We start from the raw sequence: 18,945 nt of genomic DNA, 5'->3' as shown, positions 1-18,945 counted from the left end.
ATAGACCAACCTTTATCTTCCTTCTCCGGACTAAAAGCTTGCTTGAGGTGAGACAACTTGTTTCCGTGGTCAGATATTGCGTTACTCATTATCCGTGGGGCCTTAGGGATACTCTTCAATTTTAACTTCCTGCTGATCCTGGCGCTGGTGGGCTATCAGTACTGGCAGACCCAGAAACGGCAGCTGCAAATGTTTGGCGTATACAACTACAGCCTGTCCCAGCAGATCCTGCTGGCCGGTTTTTTTGGCCTTATCGGCGGCATTACCGGCAGCATGTTATTAACCCTGGTCGGCGTTACCCTCAATCAGCTGGGGCTGGCCTATATCTGGCCGGTCGCTTTACTGCTGATGTTCATCAATATGCGGTTTTTATGTTTTGCCTATGCCGGCGGCCTGGTGGCTCTGGCCAATGTACTGTTCGGCTGGCCGGAGGTGGATGTGCCGCAGGTCCTGGCGCTGGTGGCCGTGCTGCATATCACGGAGAGCCTGCTGATTGCCATCAGCGGCGGCTATAGTTCCATGCCGATGATTATCAAAAAAGCCGACGGCCGGCTGGTGGGGGCATTCAGCCTGCAGAATTTCTGGCCGCTGCCGCTGGTGATCCTGGCCGCGGTGGCTGTGCCGACAGGCAATGCCGGCGGCGGTATGATTCATATGCCGGAATGGTGGCCCCTGCTGCCGCTGGCGGAGGAACCGCCGGCCGGCTCAGGCTGGGTCTATGTCATGGCCCCGGTCGTGGCGGCCCTCGGCTACACCGACATGGCCATCGCCAGCCTGCCCCGGCGGCGGCGGTTGCAGTCGGCCCTGAATCTGGCGGTATACAGCCTGCTGTTATTAGCCCTGGCGTTGCTGTCGGCCAAATACTCCTGGCTGACGGTGTTTGCCGCCCTGCTCTCGCCGCTTGGCCATGAACTGCTGATCCAGCTGGATAACCGCCGGGAAATGCAGGCCCCGCCCCGGTTTGTGCCGCCGCCTTATGGCCTTATGGCCCTGGATACGGTTGCCGATACGCCGGCTGCCAGGATTATTAAACCCGGTGATATTATCACCCACCTGGCCGGCATGCCTGTTAATAACCGCTTTGAGCTGGCCGCTGCCATCAGCCATGCGCCTGACCAATTCCGTCTCAGTCTGGAGCGGGACGGCCGGACCCTGGTGAAAGAGGTCCGGTTTGCCCGGGGCCAGCGCCGGCTGGGGATTATTCCCGTGCCGGACGGGGACGAGCAGTTTTATGCGGAAATGACGACTGAGCGCTACGGGCTGCTCGACTGGGTGCTGGGCAAGTTGAAACGCCGCTAAAATTAACAAGTCAGTGAGGTGAGGCTCATGGCAACTGTCCCCAAACTTAATACAGTCCATACCGAAGGGGGAGTTCCCTTTACCGTGGAAGCCCCGTTTACGCCTACCGGTGATCAGCCGGTCGCGATCGTCCAGCTTGCCGACGCTGTCCGGGGCGGGGACCGGGCCCAGGTTCTGCTGGGGGCTACCGGCACCGGCAAAACCTTTACCATTGCCAAGGTTATTGAACAGGTGCAAAAACCAACCCTGGTGATTGCTCATAATAAAACACTGGCCGCCCAGCTCGCCAGCGAGTTCAAGGAGTTTTTTCCCCATAACGCGGTCGAGTATTTCGTCAGTTATTACGACTATTATCAGCCTGAGGCCTATATTGCCCAGACCGATACCTATATAGAAAAAGATGCTTCCATTAATGATGAGATCGACAAGCTGCGCCACTCGGCCACCAGTTCGCTGTTTGAGCGGCGTGATGTCATCATTGTCGCCAGCGTGTCCTGCATTTACGGCTTAGGCTCGCCTGATGAATACCGGGGGCTGGTGCTGTCGCTGCGGCAGGGCCAGATCAAAGACCGCGATGAAATCCTGCGCAAGCTTGTGGCTATCCAGTATGAGCGCAATGATTACAATTTTACCCGGGGCACTTTCCGCGTGCGGGGGGATATTGTTGAGATTTTCCCGGCTGCCTATGGTGAGAAGGCGTTGCGGATTGAGCTGTTTGGCGATGAGGTCGAGCGGATTCTGGAGATTGACACCGTGACCGGCGAGATTATAGCCGAGCGCAAGCATATTGCCGTGTATCCGGCCTCCCACTATGTAACCTCGCGGGAAAACATGCTGCGGGCCGTGCAGGATATTGAAAGCGAGCTTGAGGAACGGCTGGCCTGGCTGCGGGCTAACGGCAAGCTGCTGGAGGCGCAGCGCATTGACCAGCGTACCCGCTATGACCTGGAAATGATGCTGGAAATGGGTTACTGTTCCGGCATCGAGAATTATTCCCGCCATCTTACGAACCGCCGGCCCGGCGAAGCCCCGTACACGCTTGTCGATTATTTTCCCGACGACTTTCTGATTGTAATTGATGAATCCCATGTGACGCTGCCGCAGATCCGGGCGATGTATGCCGGTGACCGTTCGCGCAAAGAGGCGTTGGTCGAAAATGGCTTCCGCCTGCCCTCGGCGTTTGATAACAGGCCGCTGACCTTTGACGAGTTTGTGGCCCGGATCAATCAGATTGTTTATGTTTCGGCCACCCCGGCCGCTTATGAACTGAAAGAAGCCAGCCTGGTGGCCCAGCAGGTTATCAGGCCGACAGGCCTGGTGGATCCGGAGATTGAAATCCGGCCCATAAAAGGGCAGATGGATGATCTGCTGACTGAGATTAAGCAGCGTGCCGCTGTCAATGAACGGGTACTGGTAACAACCCTGACCAAGCGCATGGCGGAGAACCTGACCGAATACCTGAAAGGCATGGGCATCAAGGTCAACTACCTTCATTCCGATATTGCCACAATTGAACGGGTGGAGATCATCCGTGACCTGCGGGCCGGCGTCCATGACGTACTGATTGGTATTAATCTGCTGCGGGAAGGGCTGGATATGCCGGAGGTGTCGCTGGTGGCCATCCTGGATGCCGATAAAGAAGGCTTTCTGCGGTCCGAGACCTCGCTGGTGCAGACCATTGGCCGGGCCGCCCGCAACGCCCACGGCAAGGTCATTATGTATGCCGATCGTATTACCGACTCGATGCGCCGGGCGATGGAGGAAACCGACCGCCGCCGGGAGATTCAGCAGGCCTACAATGTTAAACACGGCATTACCCCGCGGACAATTGAAAAGCGGGTGAAAGAACTGATCGAAACAACCAAAGTGGCCGAGTCGCCCGGCGCCTACAAAACCGACCGTATTGGCAATATGGGCCGGGAAGATATGCTGGAGCTGGCGGCCAATCTGGAAAAAGAAATGCGCCAGGCCTCGAAGCTGCTTGAGTTTGAGCGGGCGGCCGAACTCCGGGATATGGTTGTGGAACTCCGGCAAAAAGCCGGGGCCGGACCGGCGAAAGCCAAAACTGCCGGCGCCAAAGCGTCAAGGCGCCAGAAAAAATAAACTGGCTGGAGCGTCAGACCGCAAAGGCACCGCCCCCACACCCGGCTTTCCTGCCGGGTGTCTGTTGTCGTGGCGCCGTGTCCGGTCACCCCGGTAAGAGCCAGGCGGTATTTTTGTTGACAGTAAACGCTACCATTACGCCACAAATGCTGGTATAATAATAAGGTCGAATAATCACTATCAGTTAATAGATAGTAGCATAAAGAGGAGAACCAGAGCATGACAGACAGTATTGTTGTTAAAGGTGCCAGACAGCACAATTTAAAAAATATTGATATTACCATCCCGCGGGACCGGCTGGTTGTAATCACCGGTCTGAGCGGCTCCGGCAAATCCTCCCTGGCCTTTGACACCATCTATGCCGAAGGGCAGCGCCGCTACGTGGAATCGCTGTCGGCCTATGCCCGGCAGTTTCTGGGCCAGATGGACAAGCCGGATGTGGATTATATCGAAGGCTTGTCGCCGGCGATCTCGATTGATCAGAAGACGACCAGCCGCAACCCGCGGTCAACGGTAGGCACGGTAACCGAGATCTATGATTACCTGCGGCTGTTGTTCGCCCGCGCCGGCCGCCCCTATTGCCCCAAATGCGGCAAGCCTATCAGCCAGCAGACGGTGGAGCAGATGGTTGACCAGCTGCTGGCGCTGGGGGAAGGGGCCCGGCTGAGCATTATGGCGCCGGTGATTCGCGGCAAAAAGGGCGAGCACCAGAAGATTCTGGAAGACATCCGCAAGAATGGGTATGTCCGGGTGCGGGTGGACGGGGAGATCCGCGATGTGGCGGAGGAAATTAAGCTGGAAAAAAATAAAAAACATACCATCGAGGTGGTTGTTGACCGGATTGCCGTCCGGGACGGCGTAGCCGCCCGCCTGGCCGATTCCATTGAAACGGCGCTGAAACTGGGCGGCGGCATCCTGACGGTCGATGTCGGCGGCACCAATGAGCTGATGTTCAGCCAGAATTTTGCCTGTGTGGACTGCGGCATCAGCCTGCCGGAGATTGCGCCGCGGATGTTTTCTTTTAACAGCCCCTTTGGGGCCTGCCCAACCTGCACCGGTCTCGGCAATAACCTGGAGATTGATCCGGCGCTCATTATCCCCGATCCGGGCAAAGCCTTTATCGACGGGGTCATTGCCCCGCTCAGCAAGAGCTCTAACTCCTACTTTATGTGCCAGCTGGAGGCGGTGCTCGAGCACTTCGGGCAGACGCTGTATGACAGCTGGGAGCAGACGCCCGGGCCTGTCAAGGAGGTTATCCTCAACGGGGCCGGCGAGCACAGGTTTACATTCCGCTATGAGAATATGTATGGTGAAAACAAGACCTATCATGCGACCTTTGAAGGGGTGATCCCCCTGTTGTCCCGCCGCCACCGCGAATCGACCTCCGACTGGGCCCGGGAGGAGATTGAAGAGTATATGAGCTCCAAGCCCTGCCCGGCCTGCAAGGGAGCGCGACTGAAGCCGGAAGCGCTGGCAGTCCGGATCGGCGGCAGGAACATCAATGAAGTAACCCGGCTGACCGTAGCGGAATCGAAGGAATTTTTCGGCCGCCTGGAACTGACAGCCCGGGAGGCGGCTATTGCCAACCAGATCCTGAAGGAAATCAATGCCCGGCTGGGTTTTTTACTTAATGTCGGTCTGGATTATCTGACCCTGGACCGGGCGGCCGGTACGCTTTCCGGCGGCGAAGCCCAGCGCATCCGGCTGGCCACCCAGATTGGCTCAGGCCTGGTGGGCGTGCTCTATATCCTGGATGAGCCCAGCATTGGCCTGCATCAGCGCGACAACAACCGGCTGCTGGCGACCCTGAAGCACATGCGGGACCTGGGCAATACGCTGCTGGTGGTCGAGCATGACGAGGATACCATGTATGCCGCCGATCACATTATTGATATCGGACCGGTGGCCGGGGCCGGCGGCGGCACCGTTGTCGCCCAGGGCACGGTGGCAGAGATAAAAGCCTGCGCCGCATCGGTCACCGGCCAATATCTGAGCGGCCGCAAGGCTATTCCGGTGCCGGCTGTGCGGCGAAAGCCCAATGGCAAATGGGTGGAGATCATCGGCGCCCGCGAGAATAACCTGAAAAAACTGAACGCCCGTTTTCCGCTTGGTGTATTTACCGCTGTTACCGGTGTGTCCGGCTCCGGCAAAAGCACCCTGGTGAATGAGATTCTCTATAAAGGCCTGGCCAGCCAGCTGTATCGCGGCAGCCATGCCCGGCCGGGGGCGCATGAGGGCCTGAGCGGTCTGGAGTATATTGACAAGATTATTGATATCGACCAGTCGCCCATTGGCCGCACGCCTCGTTCCAACCCGGCCACCTATACCAGCCTGTTTGATAACATCCGGGAGGTATTCAGCCAGACGCCGGAGGCCAAGATGCGCGGCTATAAACCGGGCCGGTTCAGCTTCAATGTCAAGGGCGGCCGCTGCGAGGCCTGCAAAGGGGACGGCATTATCAAGATTGAGATGCATTTTTTACCTGATGTATATGTGCCCTGCGAGGTTTGCAAGGGGGCCAGATATAACCGTGAGACCCTGGAGGTCCGCTATAAAGGCAAAAGTATTGCCAATGTGCTGGATATGATTGTGGATGAAGCGGTTGAGTTTTTCCAGAACATCCCCAAGATCCACCGCAAGCTTCAGGTGCTGCAGGATGTCGGCCTGGGCTATATCAAGCTGGGACAGCCGGCTACCCAGCTGTCAGGCGGCGAAGCCCAGCGGATCAAGCTGGCGACCGAGCTGGCCCGCCGCAGTACCGGCAAGACCCTGTATATCCTGGATGAACCGACGACCGGCCTGCATACCGCCGATATCCACAAGCTGCTGGAGGTATTGCAGCGGCTGGTCGACGGCGGGGACACGGTGGTTGTGATTGAGCACAACCTGGATGTAATCAAGACCGCCGACTATATTATTGACCTTGGCCCGGAAGGGGGCAACCGGGGCGGGACGATTGTCGCCCAGGGCACACCGGAGCAGGTGGTGGCTGTGCCCCGGTCCTATACCGGTCAGTATCTGGCCCCGGTTTTGGCCCGGGGACCGCGGCAGTAAAGGAGGGTGCCGGCTATTTCTAGCATTGCTGCTGTTGAGGAAAAACTGGCGCTGCTGCCTGATAAGCCCGGTGTCTATCTGATGAAAGACACGAAAGGCCGGATTATCTATGTCGGCAAGGCCGTCAATCTGAAAAACCGGGTCCGTTCCTATTTCCAGTCCAGCCGCAATCAGGCGCCGAAGGTACTGGCAATGGTAGCGCGGATCGCCGATCTGGAATATATCATTACCGCCTCGGAGATAGAAGCCCTGATTCTGGAATGCAACCTGATCAAAAAGCACCGCCCCAAATACAATATCAGTCTCCGTGATGATAAAACCTATCCGTATATTAAGGTGACCAATGAGGAGTATCCGCGGGTGTATGCCACCCGTAAGGTGGTGAAGGACGGGGCCCGCTATTTCGGCCCCTACACCAGTGCCGGCGCCGTCCATGAAACCCTGCGGCTGCTGAAGACCTTGTTTCCGCTGCGCTCCTGCCGGCGGCTGGATGCCAAGCGCCCCTGCCTGGAACATCATATTAAACGCTGTCTGGCTCCCTGCGCCGGAAAAATTGATCAGGCCGCCTACGGCGAGATGATTAAGGCGGTGGGACTGTTTCTGGAAGGGCGCAGTGATGCTGTGGTCAAAAACCTCAGACGGCTGATGGCGGCGGCGGCTGAGGAACTGGCGTTTGAACAGGCCGCCCGGCTCCGTGACCAGCTCACGGCGGTGGAAAAGATTATCGAAAAGCAAAACATTGTGACAGGCAGCGGCGATCAGGATGCGGTTGGCCTGGCCCGGTCGGCGGCCGGCATTTGCGCCCAGGTTTTCTTTATCCGCAGCGGTAAAATGGTGGGCCGCGACCACTTTATGCTGACTGGCGGCGAAGAGGAGACCGATGAGGATATCCTGGCGGCTTTTCTCAAGCAGTATTACAGCAAGGCTGCCTTTATTCCCCGGGAAATCCTGCTGCCGCTGCCTGTAGCCGAGCAGCAGCTCCTGTCAGACTGGCTGAGTACGGTCAAAGGCGGCCGCGTGCTGGTGGCAACGCCGCAACGGGGGACCAAAAAGGATCTGGTCAATATGGCCGCAGGCAATGCGGCCAATGTCTTGCAGGAGCAGGCTGTACGGCAGGAGGCCGACTTTGACAAAACGACCGGGGCCGCGGCTGAACTGGGGCGCTATCTGGGCCTGGCTGCCGCGCCGGACCGGATTGAGTGTTTCGACATCTCCCATATTCAGGGCGCGGAAACAGTCGCCTCCATGGTCGTGTTTGCAGGCGGACAGCCGAATAAGAATGAGTACCGCCGCTACAAGCTGAAAACAGTGGAAGGCAAACCGGATGACTTTAAGTCCATGCAGGAGGTCGTGGGCCGGCGCTACCGGGAGGCGCTCACCAAAGGGCCTGTGCCGGATTTAATTATTATTGACGGCGGCAAGGGCCAGCTCAGCTCGGCTCTGGCGGTGATCCGCGCCGCCGGGCTTACGGAGGTGCCGGTTGTTGGCCTGGCCAAGGAGTTTGAGCATATTTTCCGCGAGGGCAGCAGCGAACCGGTGATCCTGCCGCGCCATTCCCAGTCGCTGTATCTGGTGCAGCGCATCCGCGACGAGGCTCACCGCTTTGCCATTACCTATCACCGGCAGCTGCGGTCAAAGCGAAACCTGGTGTCGGTCCTTGACCACATCCCCGGCATTGGCCCCAAGCGGCGCAAAGCCCTGTGGGATCACTTCGGCAGCCTGGCTAAGATTAAAGCTGCCCCAATCCCCGAACTGGCCCAGGTAGACGGCATGAGCACACCGGCCGCCGAGGCGGTATACCATTTCTTCCGCCGCTAATTTAGTTTGCAATCCTGTTCCGTAAATAGTAAAATATAGACAGGCAGTGTAATTAGCGAAAAGGAGTGATTGTCAATGGAAAAATATAAGTGTATGGTATGTGGTTATGAGTACGATCCGGCTGAGGGTGATCTCGACCATGGCGTTAAACCGGGAACGGCCTTTGCCGATGTCCCCGAGGATTGGCAATGCCCGATTTGCGGGGTAGGCAAGGATCAGTTTGAAAAGCTTTAATTTAGATAGAAAAAAGTCGCGCAGAGCGCGACTTTTTTACTGCCAGCAGCCTGGCTGAAAGAAAAGGCTGAGAGCGAAGGGCTAATGCGAGACTTTATTAAGATGGGGCAGCCAGTCTTTTTTCAGCATGAGCTGTAATAAGCGGTAGTCAAAGTCCAGGCCGTCATCCAGGGCCTTACGGTACATCAGCGCGACATCCAGCTGATAGGACTGATGCAGGCAGGTCAGAATGACGGCTTGCGAAGCCTTGGCCATTGTCCCGACGGCAATGGCGATCTCCCGGTCAGTCAGCCGGGCGTCGTCCGGGATGCTGAGCGGGGAATCGTGCAGGTTGCGTTTAACGGATTGGAGACTTGGCGTTTGGCCTTTGCTGCCGGCCAGCTTGTCTTCCGCTGCTTCCACCGTCATTTCCACATGCCGGTCAATCGCTTCCTTCACAAGGGACTTCAGCTCCGGGTCAGTGGTATGGTTGTACATCACCTGCAGCAGCGAGATGTTGAAACGGCCCTGGGCAATGATGCCGTATAAGCCGGCGGCCTCAATATAGTTTAAGGGCTCTTTGTCAAAAATGGAATTCATGATTGTGCGGGTTTGGGAATTAATTTTGTCCATCACAGTCATAACATAACCTCCTCAGCGCAACGATTGTCTACTTTGTAATATGGTCAGGTTAATAAAATTTATACCTGTTTGGCAACGGTTCAGCAGGAATTTACCGGCTAAAAAAGAATTTCAACAAAAGACAAATGTTTCACTGGGGAGGGAAGCTGTATGGATATAAATACAATTCGCCGGTCAGCGCAGGAGAAATTTCGCGGGGCCTGCCGGGTGTGCCCAGAATGCAACGGGATTATCTGTGCCGGCGAGGTGCCTGGTATGGGCGGCCTCGGTACAGGTGCAGCCTTTCGTCATAATATACAAGCGCTGGCTGAATGCCGGCTGAACTTGAGGACAGTTCACAGTGTGAGGAAGCCGGACCTGTCCTGCCGTATTCTGGGGCTGGATTTGGCGCTGCCGGTGATTGGCGCCGCCATTGGCGGTATTGCCCTTAATATGAACGGGGCCTTGCCGGAGGCGGAGTACACTGCCGCGATCATCAGCGGCTGTCGGCAAGCAGGCACAATCGGCATGACCGGCGACGGCCCGGTGCCGGTTGTCTTTGGCGCCGGCCTGGAGGCCATGGGCCGGGAGGATGGCTGGGGCATACCGGTCATTAAGCCGCGGGAGCCGGATAAAATCGTCGAGCTGGCCAAGCAGGCCGCCGTGGCCGGTGCTCCGGCCTTCGGCATGGATATTGACGCCGCCGCCCTGGTAAATATGACCAATGCCGGTCAGCCTGTAGGCCCCAAAACCATGCAGGAGCTTGAATACATTAAGAATCATACGTCCATCCCGTTTATTGTCAAAGGGATCATGACCCCTGATGATGCCGAAGCCTGCTGGCAGGCCGGGGTGGATGCCATTGTTGTTTCCAATCACGGGGGGCGGGCCCTTGACCATACCCCCGGTACGGCCGAGGTGCTGCCTTATGTGGCGGAAGCCGTCAAAGGCAAAATGACAGTCCTGGTGGACGGCGGCATCAGGAGCGGCGCCGATGTGTTGAAGATGCTGGCCCTGGGTGCTGACGCCGTGCTGCTCGGCCGGCCGCTGGCGATTGCGGCGGTAGGCGGCGGCGCTGACGGGGTAGCGTTTGTTCTTAATAAATATAAGGCTGAGCTTAGTGCGGCGATGACCCTGACCGGTACAGCCGGCCTGAGTGATGTGCCTGTGGAAATATTATGGTAGCGCCGGCCAGCCTTTACAGCCAAATAATCACTACCGGCTGGGGCCTGGTGGCGGCCGTCTGGTCTGACACCGGCCTGTGGGCCCTGGGCTTTCCGCGGCCCGATGCGCAGCTGGCTGCTGCTGAGGTTCAGTGCCAGCAGGCCACGGTTAGGCCGCTGGCTGCCGGTCACCGGGCCTGCCTGTGGTCGGAGCAGCTGGCCGGTGACCTGAGAGTGTATTTTCAGGGCTTTCCGGTCACGTTTTCCGTTCCCCTTGACTGGCGCGCCTACAGCCCCTTTCAGACAGCCGTGCTGCAGCATACGGCCGCAGCAATCCCCTATGGGACCACCGTCAGCTATCAGGCGGTTGCCCGGGCTATTGGCAAACCCGGGGCCAGCCGGGCCGTAGGCGGGGCTCTGCATCGCAACCGCACCCCCCTGGTAGTGCCGTGCCACCGGGTAGTGGGGGCCAATGGCCGCCTTACAGGCTTTGGGGGCGGACTCGATCTGAAAAAAGCCCTGCTCATGCTGGAAACTGCTGACAGTTTGCGGTAAGCCGCCGGCAAGGACCGGTAACGGGGCCGGGCTGTAAACAATACTGGTTCAGGGTCAACGCCTCTGCAAGCTAATCACAGGCAAAAAAAGGTTGCGGGAATTTTGTCCGGTGGGATATAATAATAGGTACCGGTCCGACATAAAAAATGGTGATTCGGCAGGAGGGAGTAAGTCCGGTGGCAGGTTTTTTGTTGCGAATCATAATCAATGCACTTATTTTGGTGGTCATGGCGGCCAAACTGCCGGGGATTTTTGTTGACACTCTGGGGGGGACACTGCTGGGGGCGACGATTGTCGGCCTGGCCAATGCCGCCATCAGACCGCTGTTAGCCCTGGCGGAGTTGCCGTTTAATATGCTGACTCTGGGCGGTGTGACCATGATGACGAACATCTTTACCCCGCTGATGGTCGTCAAGGCGCTGCCGGGTTTTCAGGTAACCGGTGCCATTGCCTTGCTGGCAGGCGTATCGCTGATGACTCTGTGCAGCTTTACCTTGTCTAAAGTGATACAGGACAGGTAAATATTTATGGAATTTTGCCAATAGCAAAATTCCTTTTTTGTTAGCGGCGGGGCAGGCTCTAACCGGTTGGCCGCCGGGAATTCCGCCCTTGTATTCAATAAGCAAAGGAGAGGTACAATGACGATAAAACTAATAGCCCTGGATTTGGACGACACCCTGCTGGACAGTAAGCTGGCCGTTTCACCGCGGGCCTGCGCGGCGATCAGGCAGGCCGTGGCCAGGGGGGTTACGGTAACGATTGCAACCGGGCGGATGTACGCCTCGGCCCTGCCTTATGCCCGGCAGCTGGGGCTTGATGTGCCGATTATTACCTATAACGGGGCGCTGATTAAGTCCTGCTTGTCAGGCGAAGTGCTGCTGAGCAGGCCGGTCCCCCGGCAGCTCGCCGACCAGATCCTGGCCTTGTGCCGGGAACGGGGCTGGCATGTCCAGACCTATGTTGATGATGAGCTCCATGTGACTGAGCTTAACCACTATGCGCAGCGTTATGCCGAGCTGGCCAGGGTGCCGGCAGTGGTGCTGGGCGACCGTTTATACACGGAAGAGGGGTGCCCCAGCAAGATCCTGATTATGGCCGACCCGGCCGAGATTGTCAAGATTGCCGGCGAGTTGAAGGCTGCTTTTGCCGGCAAACTCAGCATTGCTGTTTCCAAACCGACTTTTCTGGAGCTTACCGACCCGCTGGCCAATAAAGGACAGGCCCTGGCGTTTTTGGCCGACCGGCTGGGGATTGAGCAAGCGGAGATCATGGCCCTGGGCGACAGCGGCAATGATCTGGCGATGGTGCAGTATGCCGGCTGGGGGGTGGCGATGGGCAATGCCAGTGCCGCCGTCAAAGCGGCCGCCCAGCTTGAGACGCTGTCCAATGATGCGGACGGTGTGGCGGAAGCGATTGAAAAATACGTACTGCAAGGATGAAGCTGGAAAAATACCTTGTATTCTGACAGCGTTCAGCAGGAAATTACAGGCGCCGGTGAGAATACCCATTACCAGGACATTACCAGTATGGGAGGCTCAATATGCGGGATAAAAGCATGAGTATACTGCTGGTGGAAGATGATGAAGTCGATATCATGAATGTAAGACGGGCCTTTAAAAAAATCAACCTGACCAATCCGCTGTATATCGCCCGCGACGGGGTTGAGGCGCTCGCCCTGCTGCGCGGGCAGAGCGGCGCTGACGGCATGGGCAGGCCTGGTATTGTTTTGCTTGACATCAATATGCCGCGCATGAACGGGATTGAGTTCTTGCGTGCCATCAGACAGGACCCGGAATATAAAATCCTGACAGTGATCGTTTTAACAACCTCGGATGAAGAATGTGATGTTATTGCTGCCTATCAGCTCAACGTTGCCGGTTATATCATTAAGCCGGTATCCTTTGAGCAGTTTGTTGAAGCGATGGCGGCACTGGATCATTACTGGACCTTAAGTGAAATGCCATAAGGGAGGCTTGGCATGGCTGAAGAACTCCGTATACTGCTTATTGATGACGACCAGGTTGACAGAATCATGGTCATACGGGCGCTGAAGGCGGCCTACGCCGACATTGTCATTGATGAAGCCGATAATGGCGCCGACGGCCTGGCAAAAGCCCGTGCGGGCGGCTATGACTGCATTTTTCTGGACCATTGCCTGCCTGGTGATAACGGGTTGGCCGTGCTGGCGGCGATCCGGGCGGCCGGCGTCAAAACGCCTGTGATTATTCTGACCGGCCAGGGAGACGAACAACTGGCTGTCGATTCCATGAAGGCCGGTGCCACTGACTATCTGGTAAAAGGAAAACTGTCCGAAGAAATTCTGTCCCGGGGCTTGCGGACCGCGATCAGGCTTGGCCGGGCCGAGGCCATGATTGAATATTTATCCTATTTTGACCGGGCGACCGGTTTGCCCAACCGCCTGCTGCTGATTGACCGCCTGGTAATGGCCCTGTCGGCAGCGGAACGCAACCAGAGGATGATGGCCTTGTTTTTTGTCGGCATTGATCGCTTTAAGGTCGTTAATGATACGTTAGGCCATAGCCTTGGCGACAAACTTATCAGTATTATTGCCATCAGACTGACCCGCTGCTTAGGGGAAAAGGCAGTGGTTACCCGGGTTGGCGGCGATGTTTTTGCCATTTTGCTGCCCGAGCTGGTGGAGTCTAAAATTGCCGCCATTTTTGCTGAAATTATGATTGAAGAAATCCGCCGGCCCATCGACCTGAACGGTTATACCTGGCATGCGGCCGCCAGTGTCGGCATTGCGGTCTTTCCTGATGACGGCCAGGATGTGGATTCGCTGCTGAAAAATGCCGAGTCGGCCATGTACCGGTCCAAGGAGCAGGGCGGTGCCGGCTATCAGTTTTATACCAAGAGCATGAATGAAAAGGTGCTTGAGCGGATTATGCTGGAGAACAGCCTGCGGCAGGCCCTCAGCAATAATGAAATGGTTGTGCATTATCAGCCCCTAATTGACAGCGTTAGCGGCCGCACTACCGGCGTTGAGGCCCTGGTCCGGTGGCAGCACCCCGAACGCGGCCTGGTGCCGCCCATGGACTTTATCCCGCTGGCTGAGGAAACAGGCCTGATTGTGCCCATTGGCGAATGGGTGCTCAGGACGGCGTGCGCTCAGAATAAAGCCTGGCAGGACCGGGGCTATCCGCCGGTCGTGGTATCGGTTAACCTGTCCGGCCGCCAGTTCCGGCAGCCTAATTTTATTGGCAGGGTCAGCCAGATCCTGGCTGCCACCGGATTGGCCCCGGAGTATCTGGAACTGGAGATAACCGAAACCATTGCCCTGCAGGATGTCGATTATACCATCGCTATCCTGCAGGAACTGGGGGCGATGGGCATAAAAATTGCCATCGATGATTTTGGCACAGGCTATTCCTCCTTAAGCTACTTAAAGCGGTTCCCGATTACCACTCTTAAGATTGACCGGATTTTTATCCAGGATGCCACCCGCGCAGCCGAGGATGCGGCCATTATTTCCGCTATTATTGTGTTAGCCCATAATCTTCGCCTTAAGGTGGTGGCGGAAGGGGTGGAAACAGCGGAGCAGCGTTCCTTTCTGCGGGAGATGAATTGTAATACCATGCAGGGCTATTTGTTCAGCCGCCCGCTGCCGGCTGCGCAGGTGGAGCCTATGCTGGACCGCCGCTGGTAGCCCCAGGGCGGTCTCTTTTTGAAATAGTGCAAATATTTTTAGCAGGCCGGGGCCGCTTTGGCAAAGTGTATCTTGTCAAGTGACAGACAACCTGGTATTATTACACTATAAACACATATCGGTGATAGCAAAGACGCTTTTGTACAGTGGTAGTAATGCTGGCTTGGCGTTTTTTTTATATAGGGGATATTAGCGGCTGGGGGAGATACATATGGTTCTTGGAAAATGGCGGATAGGTACTAAAATCAGTCTGGGGTTTGCTGTCATGTTCGGCTTGATTATTATGCTGGGGGCCATAGCTTACCTGTCGATGAATTCCTTCGGCAAGACCCTGGCGGCGATTGACACGGCCAACAAGCGGCTGCAGCTGGCGCTGGCGATTGAAAACAGTTTTGGCGCCGGTGTGGCTGCCACCCGCGGGTTTATTGCCTACGGGGATGAGAAATTTGCCAAGCTGCAGGATCAGTCCATGAGTAATACGGTAGTGCTGGAGCACCAGCTGGTCGATGTAGTGGAGGAAAGCTCCCGCCCGGATGTGCAAAAGCTGATTCAGCTGACAAGCAAGCATGCCGACGGGGTTGTCAACGACCTGGCGCCGGTTGTCCGTGCTTACCACCGGCAACTGGCGGCAGGCAATGCGGCCGAGGCCCAGCAGCTGAAAGCGGAAGCCGCTGTCATTAATGCCCGGATTACACCTTACTCTGAGCAGATCACCGCTATTTTGACAAAAGTGGTTGAAGATAATAAGGCTATTGTTGATGAACAGGCCGGCCGTGCTTATCTGAGTATGGACAGAATTTCAGGGGTTACGGCCCTGGTCGCCCTGGTTGCCGTGCTGGCTGGCGGCGGTCTCAGCCTGGTGCTTACCCGCATGGTGTGCCGGCCGATTGAAAGTATGCTTACGGTTGCCAACAGCCTGGCCGAGGGGGATTTGAGCATCCCGGCCAGGCCGGTGGCTGACGGCGATGAGCTGAGCAAGCTGGCGGCGGCGCTTACTACCATGCAGGGCCGTTTTAAAACCACCATCCGGGAAATCCTGGGTTCTGCCGGCCAGGTAGCCGCCGCTGCCGACACCCTGGCGGCGGTTGTGGAGAACTCGGCCCGGGCCGCCGGCCAGGTGGATGAATCGATCGCCCATGTGGCCGCAGATGCCGACGGCCAGTTGGCGGCCGCCAATGATGCCCTGGCTGTGGCCGGCCAGATGGCGGCCGGCATTCAGCAGATCGCCGCCAATGCCGGCACGGTCGTAACCGCTTCGCAGGATACGGCGGCAGCGGCTCAGGCCGGCAGCCAGACTGTGGGCAAGGCGGTGTCGCAGATGGAAAACATTGAAGCAACGGTCAACAGCCTGGCGGCTGTGGTCGGCAAGCTGAGCGGCTATTCCCAGCAGATTGGCGAGATTGTTAACGCCATTGCCGGGATTGCCGGTCAGACCAATCTCCTGGCCCTGAATGCCGCGATTGAAGCAGCCCGGGCCGGTGAGCAGGGACGGGGGTTTGCCGTCGTGGCCGAGGAGGTGCGCCGTTTAGCTGAACAAGCCGGCCAGTCGGCAAAACAGATTGCTGCCCTGATTGGCGAGATTCAGTCCGAGACCGGCCTGGCGGTTAAAGCAATGGCCGCAGGGACCCGCGAGGTCAGGCTGGGGGCGGAGGCCGTGAATACAGCCGGCGGCGTCTTTACTGACATTGCCGCCCATATTGCCACTATGTCGGCGGAAATCCGGGAAATATCGGCTGCGATTGGAGAAATAGCCGGCGGCAGCCAGCGGATTGTTACTGCGGTTGAGGCGTTTTCGGCCAGCAGTAAGGATATTGCCGGTCAGACCCAGACGGTTGCCTCCGCCAGCCAGGAGCAATCAGCCTCGATGCAGGAAATTGCGGCTTCCGGCCAGGGGCTGCAGCAGATGGCGCAGGAATTGCACCTTTCTGTCAGTAAGTTTAAGCTATAACATTGGTCAGCGGCAGTTCCTGCTCAGCAATGACGGGAACTGTTTTTGCTTTTTTCCCGCCACTGCCCTATAATTAATGTATAGGTAATGGGGGCAATATATTTCGGGGCAGAAAGCCTGGCCCGGGCTAAGGGCTGCGGCCGCTGGCACAACAGCAGGATTTGGCGCCTTGGTTAAGGATAAGGGGAGGAAGAGTTGAGGTGTTCACGATGACGATAGATAACTTTCGCCTGGTTATTATCACCGGCATGTCAGGTGCCGGCAAGTCTCAGGTGATACGGGCAATGGAGGATTTAGGCTACTTTTGTGTGGATAACCTGCCGCCGATGCTGATTCCCAAATTTGCTGAGCTTTGTGCCCAGTCGGGGGGAAAGGTCTCCAAGATTGCCCTGGTGGTCGATATTCGCGGCGGCGAGTTTTTTGATACCCTGGCTCAGGTGCTGGAGGGAATGGAAAAACAGGGGCATTTGTATGAGATTCTGTTTCTGGAAGCCTCCGATGCGACCATTATCCGCCGCTATAAGGAAACCCGCCGCCGTCATCCCATGGCGCCCCATGGCCGCATCAGCGAGGGCATTAACCGGGAGCGGGACCGGCTGGAGCAAATCCGGGGGCGGGCAACACATATTATCGATACCTCCGGTCTGTCCACCGCTGAACTCAAAGGCAAAATAACAACGTTGTTCGCAGAAGAGCGCGAGTTGGAACGCATGACGGTGACGGTTGTATCCTTTGGGTTTAAATACGGGATGCCTCTTGACGCTGATATGGTGATGGATGTCCGTTTTCTCCCCAACCCGTTTTATGTGGAGTCCCTCCGGCGCAAAAGCGGTCAGGAGGCAGTGGTGGGTGAATATATCTGGAAATGGCCTGTTACGCAGCAGTTTATGGAAAAGCTGGCCGGCCTGATTGACTTTCTTGTTCCTCATTATGTGAAAGAAGGCAAAAGCCAGCTGATTATTGCGATCGGCTGTACCGGCGGCCTGCACCGCTCGGTGTTCATTGCGGAAAAGATGTTTGAGTATTTGAAGGCCAAAGGCTTTAAAGTCAATGTGGAACACCGCGATATTAAGCACAACGTCATTGAATGATGGGGCGTCAGAAGCTGCGCAAATCAAAAAAATGATTGAATGATGCAGGTGATTACATGCACTTTTTGAAATGGTTATATCCAGGAATGAAGTTTAAGCGATGGCTGCTGCTATTTTCGGCAGGCGTTATTCTCGTCAGCTTAGGTTTGGCCATTGTCTTCAACTATAAATATATCGGTGTGGTGGAAGAAGCTATCTTCCGCTTGTTTTACCTGACGACAGGCAATTATTATTATGCCGTGACTACCGTCGCCGGGCTTACTATTATTGTGTTGGGCATGAGTATTATGCTGGCGGCCACGCGGCAGATTATCCGGTCGGTTATCAGTGTGCTGGTGCCGGAAGGCTCGGATAAGCTGGTTGAGATTATTTTCGAAAAACGCAAGCTCAATCGCGGGCCGGCGATTGCCGTCATTGGCGGCGGCACCGGTTTGTCGGTGCTGCTGCGGGGCATTAAGAGTATTACCAGTAATATTACCGCCATTGTGACCGTCGGCGATGACGGCGGTTCTTCAGGCCGGCTGCGCAAGGATTTTGGCATCATCCCGCCGGGGGATTTGCGCAATTGCCTGGTGGCGCTGGCCGATACGGAACCGCTGATGGAGAAGTTGTTTCAGCACCGGTTTGGCGGCAGCGGCGAGCTGGCCGGCCATAGTTTCGGCAATTTGTATATCGCAGCCATGACGGAGATTGTCGGCGATGTGGAACTGGCGCTCAAAGAATCGAGCAAGGTACTGGCCGTGCGGGGTCAGGTCCTGCCCTCTTCCACCGAGCCTGTATTGCTGCTGGCGGAAATGACGGACGGCACGGTGGTGCAGGGCGAGTCGCAGATTCCGCTGTCCGGCAAAAGGATAAAGCGGGTAGCGATCACGCCGGCCGATGTCAGGCCGGTTAAAGGTGCCATTGAGGCGATTCGTGAGGCCGATGCCTGCATTTTAGGCCCCGGCAGTTTGTATACAAGCGTAATTCCTAATTTGCTGGTAAAAGGCGTTGCCGATATGCTGCGGGAAAGCGACGCGGTTAAGATTTATATCTGCAACGTGATGACCCAGCCGGGAGAAACCGACGGCTACACGGCTTCCGATCATATTAAGGCAATTATTGACCATGCCGGCCCGGGTTCGATCGACATGGCCATTGTCAATGTCCAGGAGGTGGCGCCGGAGCTGCGGGAGTTTTATGCCCAGCGGGGAGCGCAGCCGGTTGTGCCTGATCTGGACCGCATCGAAGCCATGGGCGTCAAGGTGGTTAAGGCCAACCTGATCAGTGAGACCAATCTGGTCCGGCATGATCCGGCCCGCCTGTCCCGTACCATCATGTCCATGGTTTATGACCTTAAAATCAATTCCGACCGGATGCGGCTGCTGGACTACTATATTATGGCTGAAAGCATTAAAAAACTAAAGGACTGAA

15 protein-coding genes are annotated in these 18,945 nt (G+C 56.7%); 14 read left to right on the top strand and 1 reads right to left on the bottom strand.

Annotated elements, in window-relative coordinates; genetic code table 11:
• The first annotated feature begins 57 nt into the window (after window positions 1-57).
• The 5 genes from ACZ481_RS20305 (at window position 58) to rd (ending at window position 8,508) form a co-directional block, all read left to right on the top strand.
• On the top strand, window positions 58-1,299 hold the full coding sequence (locus tag ACZ481_RS20305; RefSeq protein WP_464767152.1) for a PDZ domain-containing protein: 1,242 nt from the start codon (window positions 58-60) through the stop codon (window positions 1,297-1,299).
• Window positions 1,300-1,326: 27 nt separating this feature from the next.
• The gene (gene uvrB, locus ACZ481_RS20300; RefSeq protein ID WP_464767151.1) at window positions 1,327-3,402 is read left to right on the top strand and encodes an excinuclease ABC subunit UvrB; all 2,076 of its coding nucleotides are present in this window, start codon (window positions 1,327-1,329) and stop codon (window positions 3,400-3,402) included.
• A 219-nt stretch (window positions 3,403-3,621) separates the two neighbouring features.
• Entirely contained in the window at window positions 3,622-6,456 is a 2,835-nt protein-coding gene (gene uvrA / locus ACZ481_RS20295; protein WP_464767150.1) for an excinuclease ABC subunit UvrA, read from the top strand.
• A gap of 6 nt (window positions 6,457-6,462) precedes the next feature.
• The gene (gene uvrC / locus ACZ481_RS20290; protein WP_464767149.1) at window positions 6,463-8,274 is read left to right on the top strand and encodes an excinuclease ABC subunit UvrC; all 1,812 of its coding nucleotides are present in this window, start codon (window positions 6,463-6,465) and stop codon (window positions 8,272-8,274) included.
• Window positions 8,275-8,349: 75 nt separating this feature from the next.
• Window positions 8,350-8,508, top strand: a complete 159-nt coding sequence (gene rd, locus ACZ481_RS20285; protein WP_144351342.1) for a rubredoxin — start codon at window positions 8,350-8,352, stop codon at window positions 8,506-8,508.
• Between the two features lie 81 nt (window positions 8,509-8,589).
• Here the strand turns inward: rd and ACZ481_RS20280 are convergent, their stop codons facing one another.
• Window positions 8,590-9,129, bottom strand: a complete 540-nt coding sequence (locus ACZ481_RS20280; protein ID WP_464767148.1) for a DUF3231 family protein — start codon at window positions 9,127-9,129, stop codon at window positions 8,590-8,592.
• Window positions 9,130-9,279: 150 nt separating this feature from the next.
• Here ACZ481_RS20280 and ACZ481_RS20275 point away from each other — a divergent pair, with 150 nt between their 5' ends.
• From ACZ481_RS20275 to ACZ481_RS20235, 9 genes are all read left to right on the top strand, one after another.
• A complete protein-coding gene (locus ACZ481_RS20275; protein ID WP_464767147.1) occupies window positions 9,280-10,293 on the top strand; it encodes an alpha-hydroxy-acid oxidizing protein in 1,014 nt (337 codons plus the stop codon).
• Window positions 10,287-10,826 carry a methylated-DNA--[protein]-cysteine S-methyltransferase gene (locus tag ACZ481_RS20270; RefSeq protein WP_464767146.1) on the top strand — a complete coding sequence of 180 codons (540 nt, stop codon included), beginning with the start codon at window positions 10,287-10,289 and terminating at the stop codon, window positions 10,824-10,826. The genes ACZ481_RS20275 and ACZ481_RS20270 overlap by 7 nt, the downstream gene beginning before the upstream one ends.
• A 188-nt stretch (window positions 10,827-11,014) precedes the next feature.
• On the top strand, window positions 11,015-11,347 hold the full coding sequence (locus ACZ481_RS20265; protein ID WP_464767145.1) for a phage holin family protein: 333 nt from the start codon (window positions 11,015-11,017) through the stop codon (window positions 11,345-11,347).
• A 117-nt stretch (window positions 11,348-11,464) separates the two neighbouring features.
• Window positions 11,465-12,265: a Cof-type HAD-IIB family hydrolase gene (locus ACZ481_RS20260; RefSeq protein ID WP_464767144.1), complete on the top strand. Its 801-nt coding sequence runs from the start codon at window positions 11,465-11,467 to the stop codon at window positions 12,263-12,265.
• 101 nt (window positions 12,266-12,366) lie between these two features.
• Window positions 12,367-12,792, top strand: coding sequence for a response regulator (locus ACZ481_RS20255; RefSeq protein ID WP_464767143.1), 426 nt, complete (start codon window positions 12,367-12,369; stop codon window positions 12,790-12,792).
• A 12-nt stretch (window positions 12,793-12,804) separates the two neighbouring features.
• On the top strand, window positions 12,805-14,493 hold the full coding sequence (locus tag ACZ481_RS20250; RefSeq protein ID WP_464767142.1) for a putative bifunctional diguanylate cyclase/phosphodiesterase: 1,689 nt from the start codon (window positions 12,805-12,807) through the stop codon (window positions 14,491-14,493).
• 211 nt (window positions 14,494-14,704) lie between these two features.
• Entirely contained in the window at window positions 14,705-16,441 is a 1,737-nt protein-coding gene (locus ACZ481_RS20245) for a methyl-accepting chemotaxis protein (protein ID WP_464767141.1), read from the top strand.
• Window positions 16,442-16,656: 215 nt separating this feature from the next.
• Window positions 16,657-17,532 carry an RNase adapter RapZ gene (gene rapZ / locus ACZ481_RS20240; RefSeq protein ID WP_464770665.1) on the top strand — a complete coding sequence of 292 codons (876 nt, stop codon included), beginning with the start codon at window positions 16,657-16,659 and terminating at the stop codon, window positions 17,530-17,532.
• A gap of 56 nt (window positions 17,533-17,588) precedes the next feature.
• Window positions 17,589-18,944 (top strand): gluconeogenesis factor YvcK family protein, encoded by a 1,356-nt coding sequence (locus tag ACZ481_RS20235; protein WP_464767140.1) that lies wholly within the window; start codon window positions 17,589-17,591, stop codon window positions 18,942-18,944.
• Window position 18,945: the final 1 nt, after the last annotated feature.

The organism is Sporomusa intestinalis (assembly GCF_055383785.1).
The sequence above is the reverse complement of the archived record's forward strand: the minus strand, read 5'-3'. Positions and strand labels throughout refer to the sequence as shown.